This window comes from Gordonia iterans (assembly GCF_002993285.1).
Lineage (GTDB): Bacteria > Actinomycetota > Actinomycetes > Mycobacteriales > Mycobacteriaceae > Gordonia > Gordonia iterans.
On sequence record NZ_CP027433.1, the window covers coordinates 1,415,604 to 1,432,501 of the forward strand.

Annotated in this window: 10 protein-coding genes and 1 CRISPR repeat array; of the genes, 8 read left to right on the plus strand and 2 right to left on the minus strand. The window is 64.9% G+C overall.

Features of this window, described 5'->3' with window-relative positions; translation table 11 throughout:
• The first annotated feature begins 12 nt into the window (after window positions 1–12).
• The 7 genes from cas1 (at window position 13) to C6V83_RS06710 (ending at window position 14,299) form a co-directional block, all read left to right on the plus strand.
• The gene (cas1, locus tag C6V83_RS06680; protein ID WP_234353906.1) at window positions 13–1,629 is read left to right on the plus strand and encodes a CRISPR-associated endonuclease Cas1; all 1,617 of its coding nucleotides are present in this window, start codon (window positions 13–15) and stop codon (window positions 1,627–1,629) included.
• On the plus strand, window positions 1,626–1,925 hold the full coding sequence (gene cas2 / locus C6V83_RS19065) for a CRISPR-associated endonuclease Cas2 (protein WP_105941732.1): 300 nt from the start codon (window positions 1,626–1,628) through the stop codon (window positions 1,923–1,925). Before cas1 ends, cas2 begins: the two co-directional genes overlap by 4 nt.
• Before the next feature lie 75 nt (window positions 1,926–2,000).
• A CRISPR array of direct repeats spans window positions 2,001–9,950; the repeat unit is 36 nt; unit sequence GCCTCAACGAAGGTCGACGACCGAAGTCGTCGACGG.
• 498 nt (window positions 9,951–10,448) lie between these two features.
• The gene (locus tag C6V83_RS06690; protein ID WP_105941733.1) at window positions 10,449–10,691 is read left to right on the plus strand and encodes a hypothetical protein; all 243 of its coding nucleotides are present in this window, start codon (window positions 10,449–10,451) and stop codon (window positions 10,689–10,691) included.
• The gene (locus tag C6V83_RS06695; protein WP_105941734.1) at window positions 10,688–11,068 is read left to right on the plus strand and encodes a type II toxin-antitoxin system VapC family toxin; all 381 of its coding nucleotides are present in this window, start codon (window positions 10,688–10,690) and stop codon (window positions 11,066–11,068) included. The genes C6V83_RS06690 and C6V83_RS06695 overlap by 4 nt, the downstream gene beginning before the upstream one ends.
• A gap of 51 nt (window positions 11,069–11,119) precedes the next feature.
• A complete protein-coding gene (locus C6V83_RS06700; protein ID WP_105941735.1) occupies window positions 11,120–12,616 on the plus strand; it encodes a MucR family transcriptional regulator in 1,497 nt (498 codons plus the stop codon).
• A gap of 16 nt (window positions 12,617–12,632) precedes the next feature.
• A complete protein-coding gene (locus C6V83_RS06705; protein WP_105941736.1) occupies window positions 12,633–13,841 on the plus strand; it encodes a hypothetical protein in 1,209 nt (402 codons plus the stop codon).
• Window positions 13,838–14,299: an NADAR family protein gene (locus C6V83_RS06710; protein WP_105941737.1), complete on the plus strand. Its 462-nt coding sequence runs from the start codon at window positions 13,838–13,840 to the stop codon at window positions 14,297–14,299. The genes C6V83_RS06705 and C6V83_RS06710 overlap by 4 nt, the downstream gene beginning before the upstream one ends.
• Window positions 14,300–14,399: 100 nt before the next feature.
• Here C6V83_RS06710 and C6V83_RS06715 read toward each other — a convergent pair whose 3' ends face one another.
• Together C6V83_RS06715 and vapB are read right to left on the minus strand one after the other, a co-directional pair.
• The gene (locus C6V83_RS06715) at window positions 14,400–14,639 is read right to left on the minus strand and encodes a PIN domain-containing protein (protein ID WP_159067459.1); all 240 of its coding nucleotides are present in this window, start codon (window positions 14,637–14,639) and stop codon (window positions 14,400–14,402) included.
• 35 nt (window positions 14,640–14,674) lie between these two features.
• Window positions 14,675–14,899 carry a type II toxin-antitoxin system VapB family antitoxin gene (gene vapB / locus C6V83_RS06720; protein WP_105941739.1) on the minus strand — a complete coding sequence of 75 codons (225 nt, stop codon included), beginning with the start codon at window positions 14,897–14,899 and terminating at the stop codon, window positions 14,675–14,677.
• Window positions 14,900–15,162: 263 nt separating this feature from the next.
• Between vapB and guaA the strand changes: the two genes are divergently transcribed.
• Entirely contained in the window at window positions 15,163–16,746 is a 1,584-nt protein-coding gene (gene guaA / locus C6V83_RS06725; protein ID WP_105941740.1) for a glutamine-hydrolyzing GMP synthase, read from the plus strand.
• Window positions 16,747–16,898 lie beyond the last annotated feature (152 nt).

Consider the following 16,898-nt stretch of genomic DNA (forward strand, 5'->3'; position numbering starts at 1 on the left):
GCGAGAACTGAGATGGACATGGACGGCGGGAATCGAACGGAACTGCCGATCAGCCTCGTCGTGCACACGGTGTTCTGTGAGCGTCGTGCCTGGCTGGAAGCGGTCGGGGAGCGGGTCGACAGCGCGCAGATCGAGGCTGGCCTCGTTGCTCATGCTCGAGTCGATTCGCCGCGTGTGTCCCCGATCGAGTCCACATCGATGGATATTGATCACTCTGACCTGGGCATCGTGGGCAAGTGTGACGTAGTAAGGCACTTACCCGGTCGGGTTTCGATCGTCGAGTACAAGGCGACGCCGACTCGTCGTGTTCCGGAAGTAACGGCATCCAACATCGTTCAGTTGGCCCTCCAGCGATTGTGTCTGGAGTCCGGCGGAGTCGTCATCGAGTCGCAGGAGGTGTATTTCACGAATCATCGCCGGAGCGTGTCCGTTGATCTCACAGAGTCCGACTTCGACGAGGCGCGGAAGTGGGTCGATATGACTCGTGAGATCGTCGACCGTCAGACCGCTCCACCGCCGCTGGTTGACGATCCGCGTTGTCGCTTTTGTTCTCACGTGAGCGTGTGCCTGCCCGATGAACACCATCGAAACGAGCTCAATCATGTTCGGCGTGTAGCGGTCAGCAACCCCGGTGGTGAGGTTCTGCATTTGACCACCGCTGGGAGTCGGGCGTCGCTGAAGTCGGGGCGTGTAGTGATTCAGAAGGCTCGTGAGGAAGTCGCCTCACTACCGGTCGAACGGGTCGTCGGACTGGTAGTGCATGGGAACGTCGACGTCTCGTCGGCGCTGATTCGTGAAATGCTGTGGCGCGGTTACGGGATCGTGTGGTGCTCGTCCAACGGTAGGGTCGTCGGACACGCGCGATCCGCGCGGACCCCCAATGGTCTGCCGCGTCTGCAGCAACATGTACGTTCCTCCGTCGGAGACATTTTCATTGCCAGGGAGATGATCGCGCCAAAGGTTGCAAATCAGGCGACACAGCTCAGGAGGTCTTCGCGTGCTGACGTTATCGAGATAGTTCGGAAGATGCGAGAAATAAGCCGGAATATAGACCAGGCGCAGAGCGTCTCCCAAATCGTTGGGTTGGAGGGTGAGGCTGCGGCATTGTATTTCCGAGAATTCGGAAGCTGTATCGCGAACGGGGCTGATCCGCTGTTCGTCGACGGCTTCGATGGTCGTGCCGGGCGAAGAGCACGTGATCCGCTGAACGCAGCTTTCAACTACGCCTACGGGTTGCTGGCCGCCGAGTGTGTCCGAGCTCTGCATGCGTGCGGTCTCGACCCTCACGCGGGCTTTGTTCACTCGGCAGTGCGGAACAAACCAGCGCTGGCTCTCGACCTCATGGAGCAGTTCCGGCCGATCATCGCCGACTCTGTAGTTCTCTCGGTGATCAATAACGGGCAACTGACGACAGTCGACTTTCATTCGCTTCTCGGCGCGATGCGCTTGTCGACTACCGGGCGAAAGGCGATCACAAAAGAGTACGAGCGCCGAGTTTCACAGGAATTCACTCACCCTGTGTACAAGTACAAGGTGAGCTGGCGTCGTGCGATCGAGGTGCAGGCACGGATGCTGCTTGGTGTTCTCGACGGCACCGGCCACCACTACGTGGGCATCCGGACCCGATGACTGCTCGGCTGTCACGGTTATTGGTCGCTTACGATATCGTCGACGACCGGAGGCGGACGCGACTTGCTAATATCCTTCAGTCCTTTGGTGATCGGATCCAGTTCAGTGTGTTCCTGGTTGATGTTACCGATGCACAAGAAGTCAGGATGCGTGCCAAGGTGAATGCAGAAATTGATGGCCGAGTTGATTCGGTTCTGTTCTGCAGACTTGGACCCACGGCGACGACAGGAAGCACGTCCATCACTTACTTGGGCTGTCGCCGGACTACTACCGACGACACAGACTTCGTCGTATAATTTCCGGCTTCGGATGGGGAGTCAGGTCAGCGCTCCGGCAAGGTCGTGGCGCTGGGCTTGACCTACTCCTGTCGCGCCTCAACGAAGGTCGACGACCGAAGTCGTCGACGGGACCCGACGATCTAGAAGCTGGCACCCTGGCGTGGGGCAAGCCTCAACGAAGGTCGACGACCGAAGTCGTCGACGGCACCAGCCGACATAGCGCGCTTCACAAGGCGCACCGTAAGCCTCAACGAAGGTCGACGACCGAAGTCGTCGACGGCCCACGTCTCCCCCACCACAGGTTTTTCGCTAAAGGGAGGCCTCAACGAAGGTCGACGACCGAAGTCGTCGACGGGACGCCATCAGATCGGAGACGTCCTCCCACGAGGCCTCAACGAAGGTCGACGACCGAAGTCGTCGACGGTCCTCGTACTTGCGTTTCCGCTCGGCCTGCAACTTCTCGCCTCAACGAAGGTCGACGACCGAAGTCGTCGACGGGCGCTGGAAAGTCCGCAGCGTGACGCCCTCCTCGAAGCCTCAACGAAGGTCGACGACCGAAGTCGTCGACGGGTCGGTGCAGCCGGCGATCTCGCATGCCTTCTGCGGCCCGCCTCAACGAAGGTCGACGACCGAAGTCGTCGACGGATGATTGGCACGTCTCGCCGCAGTACGTACGTCAGGCCTCAACGAAGGTCGACGACCGAAGTCGTCGACGGCTTCCGGAGGAGCCGTACACCATCAGGTTGAGGGCCTCAACGAAGGTCGACGACCGAAGTCGTCGACGGGAGGTGCCGCGCAGGGTGGCGACCAGCCGGCCCGTATCCGCCTCAACGAAGGTCGACGACCGAAGTCGTCGACGGACAGGCCGGAAGGAGTCATCCGCGGCACGCTCCGCCTCGCCTCAACGAAGGTCGACGACCGAAGTCGTCGACGGGCGCGAAGTTGTCGTGCGCTGTGAGGTGGATGTTCTGGCCTCAACGAAGGTCGACGACCGAAGTCGTCGACGGACGGAAATGCCCACCCGTAGGCGCAGACGGCATATAGCGGGCGCCTCAACGAAGGTCGACGACCGAAGTCGTCGACGGACGGAAATGCCCACCCGTAGGCGCAGACGGCATATAGCGGGCGCCTCAACGAAGGTCGACGACCGAAGTCGTCGACGGATGACGGGGCGTTCACGCTTAGGCGCTTTCGCCTGGCCTCAACGAAGGTCGACGACCGAAGTCGTCGACGGGGCACCACACAGCTATCGCACGCCCCGACTCAGCCGTGCCTCAACGAAGGTCGACGACCGAAGTCGTCGACGGCAGGCCGCTAGTGGTGCGCTAGTGTGGGTATTACCAAGCCTCAACGAAGGTCGACGACCGAAGTCGTCGACGGAAGCTCTGCCAATGTCTCCGCAGTAAGCGGCATACGGCCTCAACGAAGGTCGACGACCGAAGTCGTCGACGGCCTCCCCTGCACTGAACCGGATCGGCTCAGTGCCGCCCGCCTCAACGAAGGTCGACGACCGAAGTCGTCGACGGACGACGAGGACTCGTGCGGCCTGCTCCTCGGAGACGAGCCTCAACGAAGGTCGACGACCGAAGTCGTCGACGGCTGTCGGACGCCCGCGACGACGAGACCGGTGCCCGGCCTCAACGAAGGTCGACGACCGAAGTCGTCGACGGGTAAGCGGCGTACGGTATCCGCTGATCGAGTAATCGCCTCAACGAAGGTCGACGACCGAAGTCGTCGACGGCTGGGCTACGCGATATGCCTGGCAAGCGGTCCCCTACTTGCCTCAACGAAGGTCGACGACCGAAGTCGTCGACGGCCTCCAACGCCCGCCGAGTCTCATCATGGACCAGCCCGCCTCAACTAAGGTCGACGACCGAAGTCGTCGACGGACCCGCGATGAGCACGGCACGGTGATCATGGAGACCTTGCCTCAACGAAGGTCGACGACCGAAGTCGTCGACGGCGCCGAATTGCTTGGCGTGCCGCACAGTGAAATTGCCGAGCCTCAACGAAGGTCGACGACCGAAGTCGTCGACGGCCGCACCTCATGGTGGGCGTATCCGTGCTCACCCTCCAGGCCTCAACGAAGGTCGACGACCGAAGTCGTCGACGGTACTACGTAAGTAATGACCTTGCGTACGACGTTATGCCTCAACGAAGGTCGACGACCGAAGTCGTCGACGGGCGTAGTCTTCCAAGAATCGGGCGACCGGTACCTCATGGCCTCAACGAAGGTCGACGACCGAAGTCGTCGACGGGCGAATGTGGGGAGCGGGCCGATGAACGAGTTCGGCCTCAACGAAGGTCGACGACCGAAGTCGTCGACGGACCTACGGCGATGACGTTCTAGGAATGGACCTTACCGGAGCCTCAACGAAGGTCGACGACCGAAGTCGTCGACGGTTGACCAGTCCTGGTGTCAGGTCGGGATACTTTTGGCCTCAACGAAGGTCGACGACCGAAGTCGTCGACGGCGGCCTGAGATTGTCCTGAAAGCACGTGAGACTCAATGACGCCTCAACGAAGGTCGACGACCGAAGTCGTCGACGGCACCCACACCTACCGACTCACCCCCGGCGAGTACGGGCCTCAACGAAGGTCGACGACCGAAGTCGTCGACGGCCTGTACACCACGGGGCCGAGACTATGAACCCCGCCCCTGCCTCAACGAAGGTCGACGACCGAAGTCGTCGACGGTCACGACGTCATCGGACGGCGAGACGGTGTGGTTCCCGGCCTCAACGAAGGTCGACGACCGAAGTCGTCGACGGGAGCAGTTCGCGGCGTCGGTTGAGTTTGGAGGGTTCACGCCTCAACGAAGGTCGACGACCGAAGTCGTCGACGGCTGGAAGCCGAGGCGGGTGAGACCCGATGAGCATTCGCCTCAACGAAGGTCGACGACCGAAGTCGTCGACGGGGTAGGCTACCGGCCGCCGGAGCTTCGCGGACAGGAGCGCCTCAACGAAGGTCGACGACCGAAGTCGTCGACGGACCACCCCGTCCGCGTCATCCCCCTCGCGTGTTTCGCCTCAACGAAGGTCGACGACCGAAGTCGTCGACGGCGCTATCGGAGTGCTCACGGTTACCCCGCGAGGTGAGAGCCTCAACGAAGGTCGACGACCGAAGTCGTCGACGGTCGAATGCGTCCGGGCAGATGGGCGGCGTTTTTCTGCTGCCTCAACGAAGGTCGACGACCGAAGTCGTCGACGGTCAGCGCTATCGTAGACGCGTACGATCAGTGGGCGGGGGAGCCTCAACGAAGGTCGACGACCGAAGTCGTCGACGGTGAGCCGCATGGGACGGCTGTATGACGACACGTTCATGCCTCAACGAAGGTCGACGACCGAAGTCGTCGACGGCGCTCACGCCACCGATTCCGGAGCCGAGTCATCCGGTCGCCTCAACGAAGGTCGACGACCGAAGTCGTCGACGGCGGATGGCTCACCGACGACGGCCACATCTGCCCCGTCTGGCCTCAACGAAGGTCGACGACCGAAGTCGTCGACGGGGGTGTTGAAGCCGGGCGGCCATATGGCCGTGTTCGCCGGGCCTCAACGAAGGTCGACGACCGAAGTCGTCGACGGGGCTTCCGTAATTGATCTGACGACCGCTCCATATCAAGCCTCAACGAAGGTCGACGACCGAAGTCGTCGACGGCACCCAGCGCGCCGCAATCTGGGCTGACACCGGTCTCGGCCTCAACGAAGGTCGACGACCGAAGTCGTCGACGGCCTTGTCAACGATCTAATCGGGATCATTGAGACGCCTCAACGAAGGTCGACGACCGAAGTCGTCGACGGTTCCGTCGGCGGCGCTAGCAGGTTCTTCCCGGTGTTCAAGCCTCAACGAAGGTCGACGACCGAAGTCGTCGACGGCGGGTGCGGCCCCGAGAAGCGTCTCGCGATCAGCGGATGCCTCAACGAAGGTCGACGACCGAAGTCGTCGACGGACACTCTGCCTTCGCCCTCGACGAGCTCGATGTCGCCTCAACGAAGGTCGACGACCGAAGTCGTCGACGGGCTCCAAACGCTCCGGCTCCATACCGGCCTGTTGGCCTCAACGAAGGTCGACGACCGAAGTCGTCGACGGTGGATGCTGCTGCGACGTCGGCGGGTGACGCGGCGGCGGCGCCTCAACGAAGGTCGACGACCGAAGTCGTCGACGGCACGCTGGAACTGGAGCGGGAGCTGCGCACCGTGCCTCAACGAAGGTCGACGACCGAAGTCGTCGACGGCCCAACGCATTCAGCGCCGCCGGGTCAAGGGATGGCGCCTCAACGAAGGTCGACGACCGAAGTCGTCGACGGCGCCCTCGGTGTTGCCTGGCGGTGTTGCCTACAGCCGATTGCCTCAACGAAGGTCGACGACCGAAGTCGTCGACGGGGCGTCGCCAGGGGCCTCAGCACGCTCTCGGCTTTCAGGCCTCAACGAAGGTCGACGACCGAAGTCGTCGACGGGCGGGGCGATCTCCGATGAGCGTGCGTGTCGACCGGCCTCAACGAAGGTCGACGACCGAAGTCGTCGACGGCCGGCGAGCCGTTCGCGCTCGTCTCCGGCCTCGCCGTCCCGCCTCAACGAAGGTCGACGACCGAAGTCGTCGACGGCGGGCCGGTCGACCCGACCCTGCGGTGGCCGCACCCGATGCCTCAACGAAGGTCGACGACCGAAGTCGTCGACGGCCACACCGACACGGTCACCGACCGCCGGGATCGCGCCTCAACGAAGGTCGACGACCGAAGTCGTCGACGGAGAGCGCCGCGCAAGGGGGAGGCCCCAGTGCGAGCGCGCCTCAACGAAGGTCGACGACCGAAGTCGTCGACGGCAGCGCGTTCATCGCCAAGGATGGAGCGTTGTTGTAGGCGCCTCAACGAAGGTCGACGACCGAAGTCGTCGACGGAGGCATGGCCGACAGTGCGGTGCGTAGTTTCCGTGTGCCTCAACGAAGGTCGACGACCGAAGTCGTCGACGGGTGCGCACCGAGGCGCAGGAGTCCCTGCCCCCGAACGAGCCTCAACGAAGGTCGACGACCGAAGTCGTCGACGGACCACCACCCTTGACGTGCGTTACGCCGAACCGCTCGAAGCCTCAACGAAGGTCGACGACCGAAGTCGTCGACGGAGCGACATCACTGAACTGGTCGCGATCACCCTAGCCGTGCCTCAACGAAGGTCGACGACCGAAGTCGTCGACGGGTGTGCTTGCTGCGGCCTGCGCTGTCGATGGTCCAGGTGCCTCAACGAAGGTCGACGACCGAAGTCGTCGACGGTCCCGCATCGCCTTCACGATCTGGCGGGCCGCCGACGTGCCTCAACGAAGGTCGACGACCGAAGTCGTCGACGGGGGGCGTTCGACAGGTCCCGGTCGTTGGAGCTGTACTGGCCTCAACGAAGGTCGACGACCGAAGTCGTCGACGGCCTCCGGCTCGGCCCCGCGGCCGATGAAGAATGCGGCGGCCTCAACGAAGGTCGACGACCGAAGTCGTCGACGGATCGGCTGGGCCGGGAACGAGGACGTGTCGACCTCGGGGCCTCAACGAAGGTCGACGACCGAAGTCGTCGACGGCCCAATCCGTCTTCGGGGTGAGCTTGATCTGCTTGTCCAGGCCTCAACGAAGGTCGACGACCGAAGTCGTCGACGGCTCAAGCACCTCGACCAGGACCGGTTGACGAAGGCCGCGCCTCAACGAAGGTCGACGACCGAAGTCGTCGACGGTCTGCGAAAGAAGCTCACCCTCGGGGCAGGCTATCTCGCCTCAACGAAGGTCGACGACCGAAGTCGTCGACGGTTCGCCGCCGAAACAGCAGTACCCGCCGCCGACACCGCCGCCTCAACGAAGGTCGACGACCGAAGTCGTCGACGGCAGACACGGTGCGAGCAGGTTGCACCGCACTATCAGCCGCCTCAACGAAGGTCGACGACCGAAGTCGTCGACGGCAGTATGAATCTGCCCTGGCCAACGGGTGTGACATCTGCCTCAACGAAGGTCGACGACCGAAGTCGTCGACGGTGCTGGATCCATGCGGAGACGGCATGCTCGGTGATCGCCTCAACGAAGGTCGACGACCGAAGTCGTCGACGGATCTGCGTCGTCGTCGCCGAGAGACCGACCCGCGCACTGCGCCTCAACGAAGGTCGACGACCGAAGTCGTCGACGGTTTAAGGGTGGTAAGCAGCAATCCCTGGATGGTCGCCTCAACGAAGGTCGACGACCGAAGTCGTCGACGGCGGATTGACTGGAACGTCGCCGCGTTCAAGGCGATCAGGCCTCAACGAAGGTCGACGACCGAAGTCGTCGACGGATGTACGCCACCGAGCACGTCGCCCAGTTGCCCGTCTGGCCTCAACGAAGGTCGACGACCGAAGTCGTCGACGGTAGTGCCGGTAATGAAGATCCTCGAAGACTCGTTCTCGCCTCAACGAAGGTCGACGACCGAAGTCGTCGACGGCACGGCCACATGAGTCCGCAGGCCACGCACTGGGTCTGGCCTCAACGAAGGTCGACGACCGAAGTCGTCGACGGGATCAGCCACGGCTCGCCATTCGTCACGCCGAAGCGGCCTCAACGAAGGTCGACGACCGAAGTCGTCGACGGCCTTGCCGAGGTCTGGTTCGTCGGCGAGCGACGAGTGGACGCCTCAACGAAGGTCGACGACCGAAGTCGTCGACGGTCGCGTGATCAGCGGCAGCGAGCACTGTTGGGGGGCCTGCCTCAACGAAGGTCGACGACCGAAGTCGTCGACGGTCCGGGTACGCCGGTGACACCCGAGACGCAATCGCGCCTCAACGAAGGTCGACGACCGAAGTCGTCGACGGTTGTGGCGACCGGTGCATGGCGATTCGGTGTCGGCGGCCAGCCTCAACGAAGGTCGACGACCGAAGTCGTCGACGGGTGCGTCGAAGAACGACAACGGGAACTACATCGAGGAGCCTCAACGAAGGTCGACGACCGAAGTCGTCGACGGGTGCCGTCCTCGTTGTCCTCGATCTCGGGTTCAACGCCTCAACGAAGGTCGACGACCGAAGTCGTCGACGGGGGTCAACATCCGTTCGTGGTGTCGGGGTTCGCGCCTCAACGAAGGTCGACGACCGAAGTCGTCGACGGCCTCGACCAGACGGAGGCTCGCTCGGTCACTTCCCCTGAGCCTCAACGAAGGTCGACGACCGAAGTCGTCGACGGCTGCTGACCTGCCTGATCTCGGGCGGATCCCAGAGGCCTCAACGAAGGTCGACGACCGAAGTCGTCGACGGATCCCGTGCCGCCTGCGCCTGAGCCACCACCGCCGGGTCGCCTCAACGAAGGTCGACGACCGAAGTCGTCGACGGTTGCCTCGCTTCAATTCTGGTGGCGAGTTGGACGGCCTCAACGAAGGTCGACGACCGAAGTCGTCGACGGGCCGCCGGAACCCGCCTGTCCAGGACGCGCTCCAGCAGTCGCCTCAACGAAGGTCGACGACCGAAGTCGTCGACGGTTCGGTGCTGGTCATACTGCGTTCTCTCTCAGCCTCAACGAAGGTCGACGACCGAAGTCGTCGACGGCTTGCTGGCGAGGTGCCCGAGGTCGGCGGCGATGCCTCAACGAAGGTCGACGACCGAAGTCGTCGACGGTCTAGCTTGGCTTGCAGCTGCTCGACGTGCCGGGCCGTGCCTCAACGAAGGTCGACGACCGAAGTCGTCGACGGGCTTTCCGTGCTTGGTGATGATGGTCCGCTCCCCCTTGCCTCAACGAAGGTCGACGACCGAAGTCGTCGACGGGCCCGCGATCCCCGTCGTCATCACCGGCTTGGCGCTGCCTCAACGAAGGTCGACGACCGAAGTCGTCGACGGGCCCGTACGTCGTCTATCTGGACGGTGACCTCACGGGGGCCTCAACGAAGGTCGACGACCGAAGTCGTCGACGGAGGCGTGCACCTTGACCGGCCAACGCTCGGATGATGTGGCCTCAACGAAGGTCGACGACCGAAGTCGTCGACGGGCGAGGTACCCCCAGGGATTGTGCATGCGGTGAAAGGCCTCAACGAAGGTCGACGACCGAAGTCGTCGACGGAGCCCCTCGATTCTATACTCCGTGACCTGCGGAGACCACGTTGACTGCGAGGGGCTTCCTCGACACACTGAGCGGTGCGGCCCTCTGGCGGACTGGTCAATCTCTGCGGAGCTCTCATCAGTGCAGATGTGCCGCGAGACGTGGCCCGGTTGGGGTGGGTGTGGTGACCTCTCGCGTCGTGTCGAGAGCTGCGCAGTCTTTCAACACCGTTCAGTCATTGACTGAGACCGGTGTAGCTCGGCGGTCCGGATCGCTGGTGCCAGATGGCGTGGTTGGCTCGCTCGCGTGCCTCTTGGTGTACTTGCGTTCGACGACACGCGGCATGCTCCGGGTGCGTCTGCGCGGGTTGAGACGGGCAGCGAGGTGACGGAGAACGGTGTGCCAGCTGCGCTCGCAGGCTTCAGGGAGTTGTCAGGCACGAAGTCGCCCTAGCTGGTTCGAGGCGCAGCGTCGCGTCGAGAGGGTGCAGAATGCATGCATCGTGGCTATTCTAGCCGTATGAGCAGGGTGATCCAGGTTCGCGGGCTTGCGGACGAGACGCACGACGCGCTGGTGCGCGCGGCGGGGGCGCGGGGAATGTCGCTCTCGCAGTACTTGCGGGGTGAGCTCGAGGCCATCGCCCGGCGAGCGGAGGTGAGCAGACGCAACCTCGAGGTGGTGCGAGTAACCCAGTCCGCGGTCGGAACCACGGTCAGTCGCGACGACATCTTGTCCGCTCTGACAGCAGGCCGGCGCGAGTGAAGGTCGTCGATGCAGGCGTCATTGTCGAATTGCTCCTGGGCGGCCTTTCCCCGGATGCCCTCGGAATCAACGAACTCGCCGTTCCGCACCTGATCGACTGCGAGGTGCTCAGCGTGCTGCGGACGTTGGAGCGTCGGCAACGGATCACTGCGCTACAGGCCGACTATGCCGAACGCGGATTCACAGCGATGTCGCTGACGAGGTATCCGATGGACTGGTTGCGGTCACGAATCTGGGAACTACGTCACAATCTGTCTGCGTACGATGCCGCTTACGTGGCCCTGGCAGAGTTTCTCGATGCAGGGTCGCTGCTGACGACCGACGCGCGGCTCGCACGTGCTCCAGGCGTTCGGTGTGGTGTCGAGCTCCTGTCGTGACATCGTCGCTTGCGTGGGGCGGTGCGGGGTGCAGTGCGGGCGGGGACGACGATGACTGGCAGCGAACCGGTGCGAGGCGTGCTTGCCTGCGACGGTGCGCACGTACAGTGCCACGAGTGCGGCGACTGGTACCGGTCGCTGACCACTCACATCCGGCTCGCGCACGGCATGTCCGACGACGAGTACCGCTACGAGTGGGATCTTCCGGCGGCGACCAGGCTCGCCAGCGACGACGTCCGGAACACGGCTCGGGCCAACGCGATGCAGCGTGTCGATCGGGCTGGCCCGCTGGCGGTCCCGCGCTTCCTTCCCGGCACCTACGTCGAGGGCGGGGCGGTGGCCGCCGAGTACGATGACCGGGCGCGGAGGCTCTGGACGGAGCGGCTGCAAGCTGCCGGGTGGGCGTCGTGGGAGGCGGCGGTGGACTGGGCGGTGGAGCACGACAAGACGTGGTCCGACATCGCCGCGAGACTGGGCATCACCCATCAGCAGGCGAGGACGGTGGGCATGGCCCACGGCGTGGTGCTTCCCCCGTTGTGGCAGCGGATGGTCGTCGTCGCACGGGACCATGTCGACAGGTACGGCACGCTGCTGAATACGACGGGGCGGTTGTCGGCGTGGCTGAGCCGGACGCGGCACGAGTCGAAGACCAAACGCTTGCCACGGCGTGCGGTAGCTGCGCTCGACCGGCTCGACCCCGACTGGCGGCTCGATCGCGAAGCGCGTCGTGGGGCGATGCGGCGACGCAAGGTCGCCAACGGACACCAGGTGTCCTCGTTCCGCACGTTCGACGCTCAGGTGCGCGCAGCGGGCTTCGAGGGGGCGGCCGGGCTGTTGCGGCACGGCATCGTCGAGCATCTGGGGCCGTCGGAGCTCGGCGACCTGGTCGGGGTGCGCGGCGATTCGTTGCTGAAACGCATGACCGTCGGTAATCCGGAGAACCCGTTCGATGCGACAGAAGAACTGTGCAGCAGCGTCTTCGGCATGCTCGACGACGACGGCTCGCGTGTGCAGTGCCATGAGTGCGGGCTGTGGTTCGGGGTGCTCTATCGCCACCTGACCTGGCACACCGGCGACGACGGCGGTCCGCTGAGCGCGGAGGCGTACCGGAAGCGACACGGTCTGCCGGCGGATCTGCCGCTGCGGAGCGACGGCGCCCCCGAGACGCTGTCCGGCCAATGGGATGCGCACCTGCAGGAGGCGGGGTTCGCGTCGTGGGAGGACGCCCTCGCGGCGATGGCGCAGGACCATCTCGGTCTTTCCGAACTGGGCGAGCGGCTCGGTGTGCGCGGTGACGCGCTGCCCGCCGTGCTCGCGAGAGAGGCGCCCGGCGACCCGTGGGCTGCCACCGAGCCGTTCCGAGTGAGCCGGTTCGGACATCTGGAGGACGACGGCGAACGGTCGCAGTGTCACGAATGCGGACTCTGGTACCGGCGAGTGGGCTCGCATGTCTCGGCGCACTCCGGTGACGACGGAGAACCGCTGACGTTCGACGAGTACCGGGCCCGGCCTCGAGGGCGAGCTGGGGCGGCGGCGCGGCGCGAGTGAAACATGGACCCGGCGATTGTCGGAGGCCGGGTACGGCACGTGGGACGAGGTGCTCGCCGACCTGGCGCGGTCGCACCGGAATCTGCGCGACTTCGCCGATCAGGTCGGAGTGAAGGACGCCTCCGTGGTGAAGGAACTGCTGAAGATTCGGCCCGAGGGCACGTGGGCGCCGACCGAACCGTTCCGGCTGAGTACATTCGGCCACCTGGAAGACGACGGTGAGCGCGTGCAATGTCACGAGTGCGGACTGTGGTTCGCGATGCTGATGCGCGGTCACGTCGGTGTGCACGTGGACGGCAAGGGACGGCCGCTCACCGCGGAGGCATACCGGAAGCGGCACGGCCTGGCCGCGGATGCCGCGTTGCGGAGCGTTCCGCGGAACGCTCCGGCGGTCACCGAGGACTGGCGGCCGCGGCTCGCTCAGCTCGGGTACTCCTCGTGGGAGGAGGCGCTGGCCGGGCTCGCTCGGGGTCACCGGAACCTGAAAGACCTCGCCGTCGACTGCGGACGGAAAGACACTGCGGCCGAGTCCCTCTTCCGGGATCGACCGGCGTCGGTGTGGGATGCGACTGCTCCTCATCGCTTGAGCGGCCCCGGGTATCTGGCGGACGACGGCTCGCGGACGCAGTGTCACGAGTGCGGTCTGTGGTTTGAGCACCTCGACCGGCATGTGTCGTCGCACCGCGGCGACGACGGCCGCGCGCTGAGCGCCGAGTCGTACCGCGAGAAGTACGGCCTCCCCGCGGAATTCACGCTGCGGAGCGTGCCCCGTGCTGATGGCGAGGCCGACAGCCTGTGGGCGCGGAGGCTGGGGAAGGCCGGATTCGCGACGTGGGAGGAGGCGCTGGTGGATCTGGCGAAGAAGCACCGGAACCTGAAAGACCTCGCTGACCGGATGGGCGTTGCCGTGAACCTCGTGACGAAGGCCCTGTTGCGCTCCCGACCGGTGGACACCTGGGCGCCGACCGAGCCGTACCGTCTCGGACAGTACGGCCACATCGAGGACGACGGCGCACAGTCGCAATGCCACGAGTGCGGTCTGTGGTTCGAGCGGCTCGGCCGTCATACCAAGGTGCATCTCGATACTGACGGGACACCTCTGACCTGGGAGCGATACCAGGAGCGATACGGCGTGCAGCGTGCGCCGAACTGGAGTCGGGAGAAGGAGCGTCGAGCGAAGAAGCCGCTGATGGTGTCGGAGCCGGATGGGACGATCGGGGCATGAGCGAACACGAGGCGATCAATCGGTTTCGCGGAGACCATTATTTCCTGTCCAACTTCTTCCAGGTGGACTTCGAGATGCCCGTTCTTGGTCGCGTACCCAGTGCCGAGCACGCCTACCAGGCGCTGAAGGCCGACGACGATCGCACGCGCCGGAAGATCCTCGACGCCGAGTCACCCGGGGAGGCCAAACGACTCGGGCAGAGCGTGCCGGTGCGGAAGGATTGGCAGGTCGGAGGTCGCGTCGGCGCGATGATCCAGGTCCTGGCCGTCAAGTTCGAGGTTCCACAGATGGCGGAACGCCTGCAGGCCACCGGGTGCGCTCGACTGGTCGAGGGAAACGAGCACCACGACAACTTCTGGGGCGATTGCACGTGCGGCGCCGCGGCATGTGAAGAACGTGGTACCAACATGCTCGGGGAGTTGCTCATGTGGATCCGGGCCGACACAGGCGCCTGGTGAACGCATAGGAAGTCGCGCCGTACTCGCACTCCTCACCGGTGCACCTACGCAGCGCTTCCGGGGACGCGGTCTGCTTGATCTGGTGCAAGTCGGTCCTGCGTCAGAAGTCTCCTGCGAGTCGCTCGATCGGCTGGTCGGCGACGCCGGCGATCAGTTCGAAATCCTTGTCGACGTGCAGCACGGTGAGGTCCGCGTACTCGGCGATCGCGGCGATCAGGAGGTCGGGGACTATTGCTGCGCGATGATGCCCGCGTTGCGCGAGCCGGTCCTGCACTTCGAGCGCTCGGCGGTCGACGTGTGCGGATGTCGGGGCGACGGGCATTTCAGAGATGGGCGGCATCGTCTGGAACCGCGTCCACTCGTTCGGGTCAACTCTCAGCCCCAGGCCTGCTTCATCAGATCCTCGTCGAGGACGCCCTGCGCCAGGTCCACAGAGCGGCGGATGTCGTCGAGGGTGACCTGCTGCAGCGCATGCCGCCGCGCCAGGTCTTTGGTTTCCCTGCGCAAGAGTTCACTCCGGGAGATTCCCAGCTCTGCCGCCAGGGCGTCGATGTGTCTGAGATCGTCGTCGTCGATGTTGCGGATCAGGATGTCAGTCACGGATATCGCCTCTTGCTCCGATGATATCAAGACCGGTCCCTAGGGCGGCGACGATTTCGATGGGTGGAAGGCACGCCGCTGACGACGACCCCACGGACGGTCGGCGAAGCCTGGTGAGGTGGTTCGCCGAGCACTCGTCGAATACCTCGACGCCCGTGCGGCGTGCGGGTTCGGTCTCGATCTACCGGTCTCGACGCTTCGGTCGACCAGCGAGGGCGGGTCTCGAATGCGTTCGACCTGCCGGTGGCCGATAGACTGACCCCGTGACGGAAACCTCGGCTGACCACCCGCGTCCTGTCCTCGTCGTCGACTTCGGTGCCCAGTACGCGCAGCTCATCGCGCGGCGGGTGCGGGAGGCGCGCATCTACTCCGAGGTGATCGCGCACGACGCGCCGCTGGAGGAGTACCTCGCGAAGGATCCCGCGGCCATCGTGCTGTCGGGCGGACCGTCGTCGGTGTATGCCGAAGGCGCGCCGACGATCGACCCGCAGCTCTTCGAGCAGGGGATTCCGGTCTTCGGCATCTGCTACGGCTTCCAGAAGATGACCGACGCCCTCGGCGGCACTGTCGCCAACACCGGTGGACGCGAGTTCGGCCGCACCATGATGAACGTGGCGGGCGACGGCGGCGTCCTGCACCACGGCATCGAGAACGCGCCGGTCTGGATGAGCCACAACGATGCCGTGCAGGTGGCCCCGGAAGGCTTCACCGTCACCGCGTCGACTCCGGGTGCGCCCGTGGCCGCGTTCGAGAGCGTCGAGCGCAAGATGGCCGGCGTCCAGTACCACCCCGAGGTGCTGCACACCCCGCACGGCCAGGAGGTGCTGACCCGCTTCCTGTACGAGGTCGCCGGACTCAAGCCGACCTGGACCGCCGCGAACATCGCCGAGTCGCTGATCGCCGACGTCCGGGAACAGGTGGGCGACGACGGGCTCGCCATCTGCGGCCTCTCCGGCGGTGTGGACTCCGCCGTGGCGGCCGCGCTGGTGCAGCGCGCGATCGGTGATCGTCTCACCTGTGTCTTCGTCGACCACGGTCTCCTCCGCGCCGGCGAGCGCGAGCAGGTGCAGACCGACTTCGTCGCCGCCACCGGCGCGCGACTGGTGACCGTCGACGCCGAGGACATCTTCCTCGGCCACCTCGCCGGAGTGTCCGACCCGGAGACCAAGCGCAAGATCATCGGCCGCGAGTTCATCCGGTCCTTCGAGGGCGCCGTCTCCGAGGTCCTGGGCGATCAAGCCGCGTCCGGCAAGAAGGTCGAGTACCTGGTGCAGGGCACCCTGTACCCGGACGTCGTCGAATCCGGCGGCGGCTCCGGGACGGCGAACATCAAGAGCCACCACAACGTCGGCGGCCTGCCCGAGGACCTGGAGTTCACCCTCGTCGAACCGCTGCGCCTGCTGTTCAAGGACGAGGTCCGCGCGGTCGGCCGTGAGCTCGGCCTGCCTGAGGAGATCGTCAACCGCCAGCCGTTCCCCGGACCGGGCCTGGCCATCCGCATCGTCGGCGACGTCACCAAGGACCGTCTGGAACTGCTCCGCAAGGCCGACCTGATCGCCCGCGAGGAGCTGACCGCCGCGGGACTGGACAACCAGATCTGGCAGTGCCCAGTGGTGCTGCTGGCTGACGTCCGCAGCGTCGGCGTGCAGGGCGACGGCCGTACCTACGGCCACCCGATCGTGCTCCGGCCCGTCTCGTCCGAGGACGCGATGACCGCCGACTGGACGCGCGTGCCTTATGAGGTCCTCGAGGTGATCTCCACGCGCATCACCAACGAGGTCCCGGACGTGAACCGCGTCGTACTGGACGTCACCAGCAAGCCGCCGGGGACCATCGAGTGGGAGTGACCTCCGGCTGAGTCGTGACGGTCAGGACGTGAAAGTGACGCGGACGGCGACGTCGTACCAGCCGAGCATTCGCGGAACCGGACAGATTGCATCGGTCATGTTCATGGTCGGCACGATAGCGACTGCCGCCGACAGGACGGCGACTGCGCCTT

What these genes read in the sequence shown, in the direction of transcription:
- cas1 (WP_234353906.1), top strand. Translation starts at nt 13, where the DNA reads ATGGACATGGACGGCGGGAATCGAACGGAACTGCCGATCAGCCTCGTC.
- cas2 (WP_105941732.1), top strand. Translation starts at nt 1,626, where the DNA reads ATGACTGCTCGGCTGTCACGGTTATTGGTCGCTTACGATATCGTCGAC.
- C6V83_RS06690 (WP_105941733.1), top strand. Translation starts at nt 10,449, where the DNA reads ATGAGCAGGGTGATCCAGGTTCGCGGGCTTGCGGACGAGACGCACGAC.
- C6V83_RS06700 (WP_105941735.1), top strand. Translation starts at nt 11,120, where the DNA reads ATGACTGGCAGCGAACCGGTGCGAGGCGTGCTTGCCTGCGACGGTGCG.
- C6V83_RS06710 (WP_105941737.1), top strand. Translation starts at nt 13,838, where the DNA reads ATGAGCGAACACGAGGCGATCAATCGGTTTCGCGGAGACCATTATTTC.
- C6V83_RS06715 (WP_159067459.1), bottom strand. Translation starts at nt 14,639, where the DNA reads ATGCCGCCCATCTCTGAAATGCCCGTCGCCCCGACATCCGCACACGTC.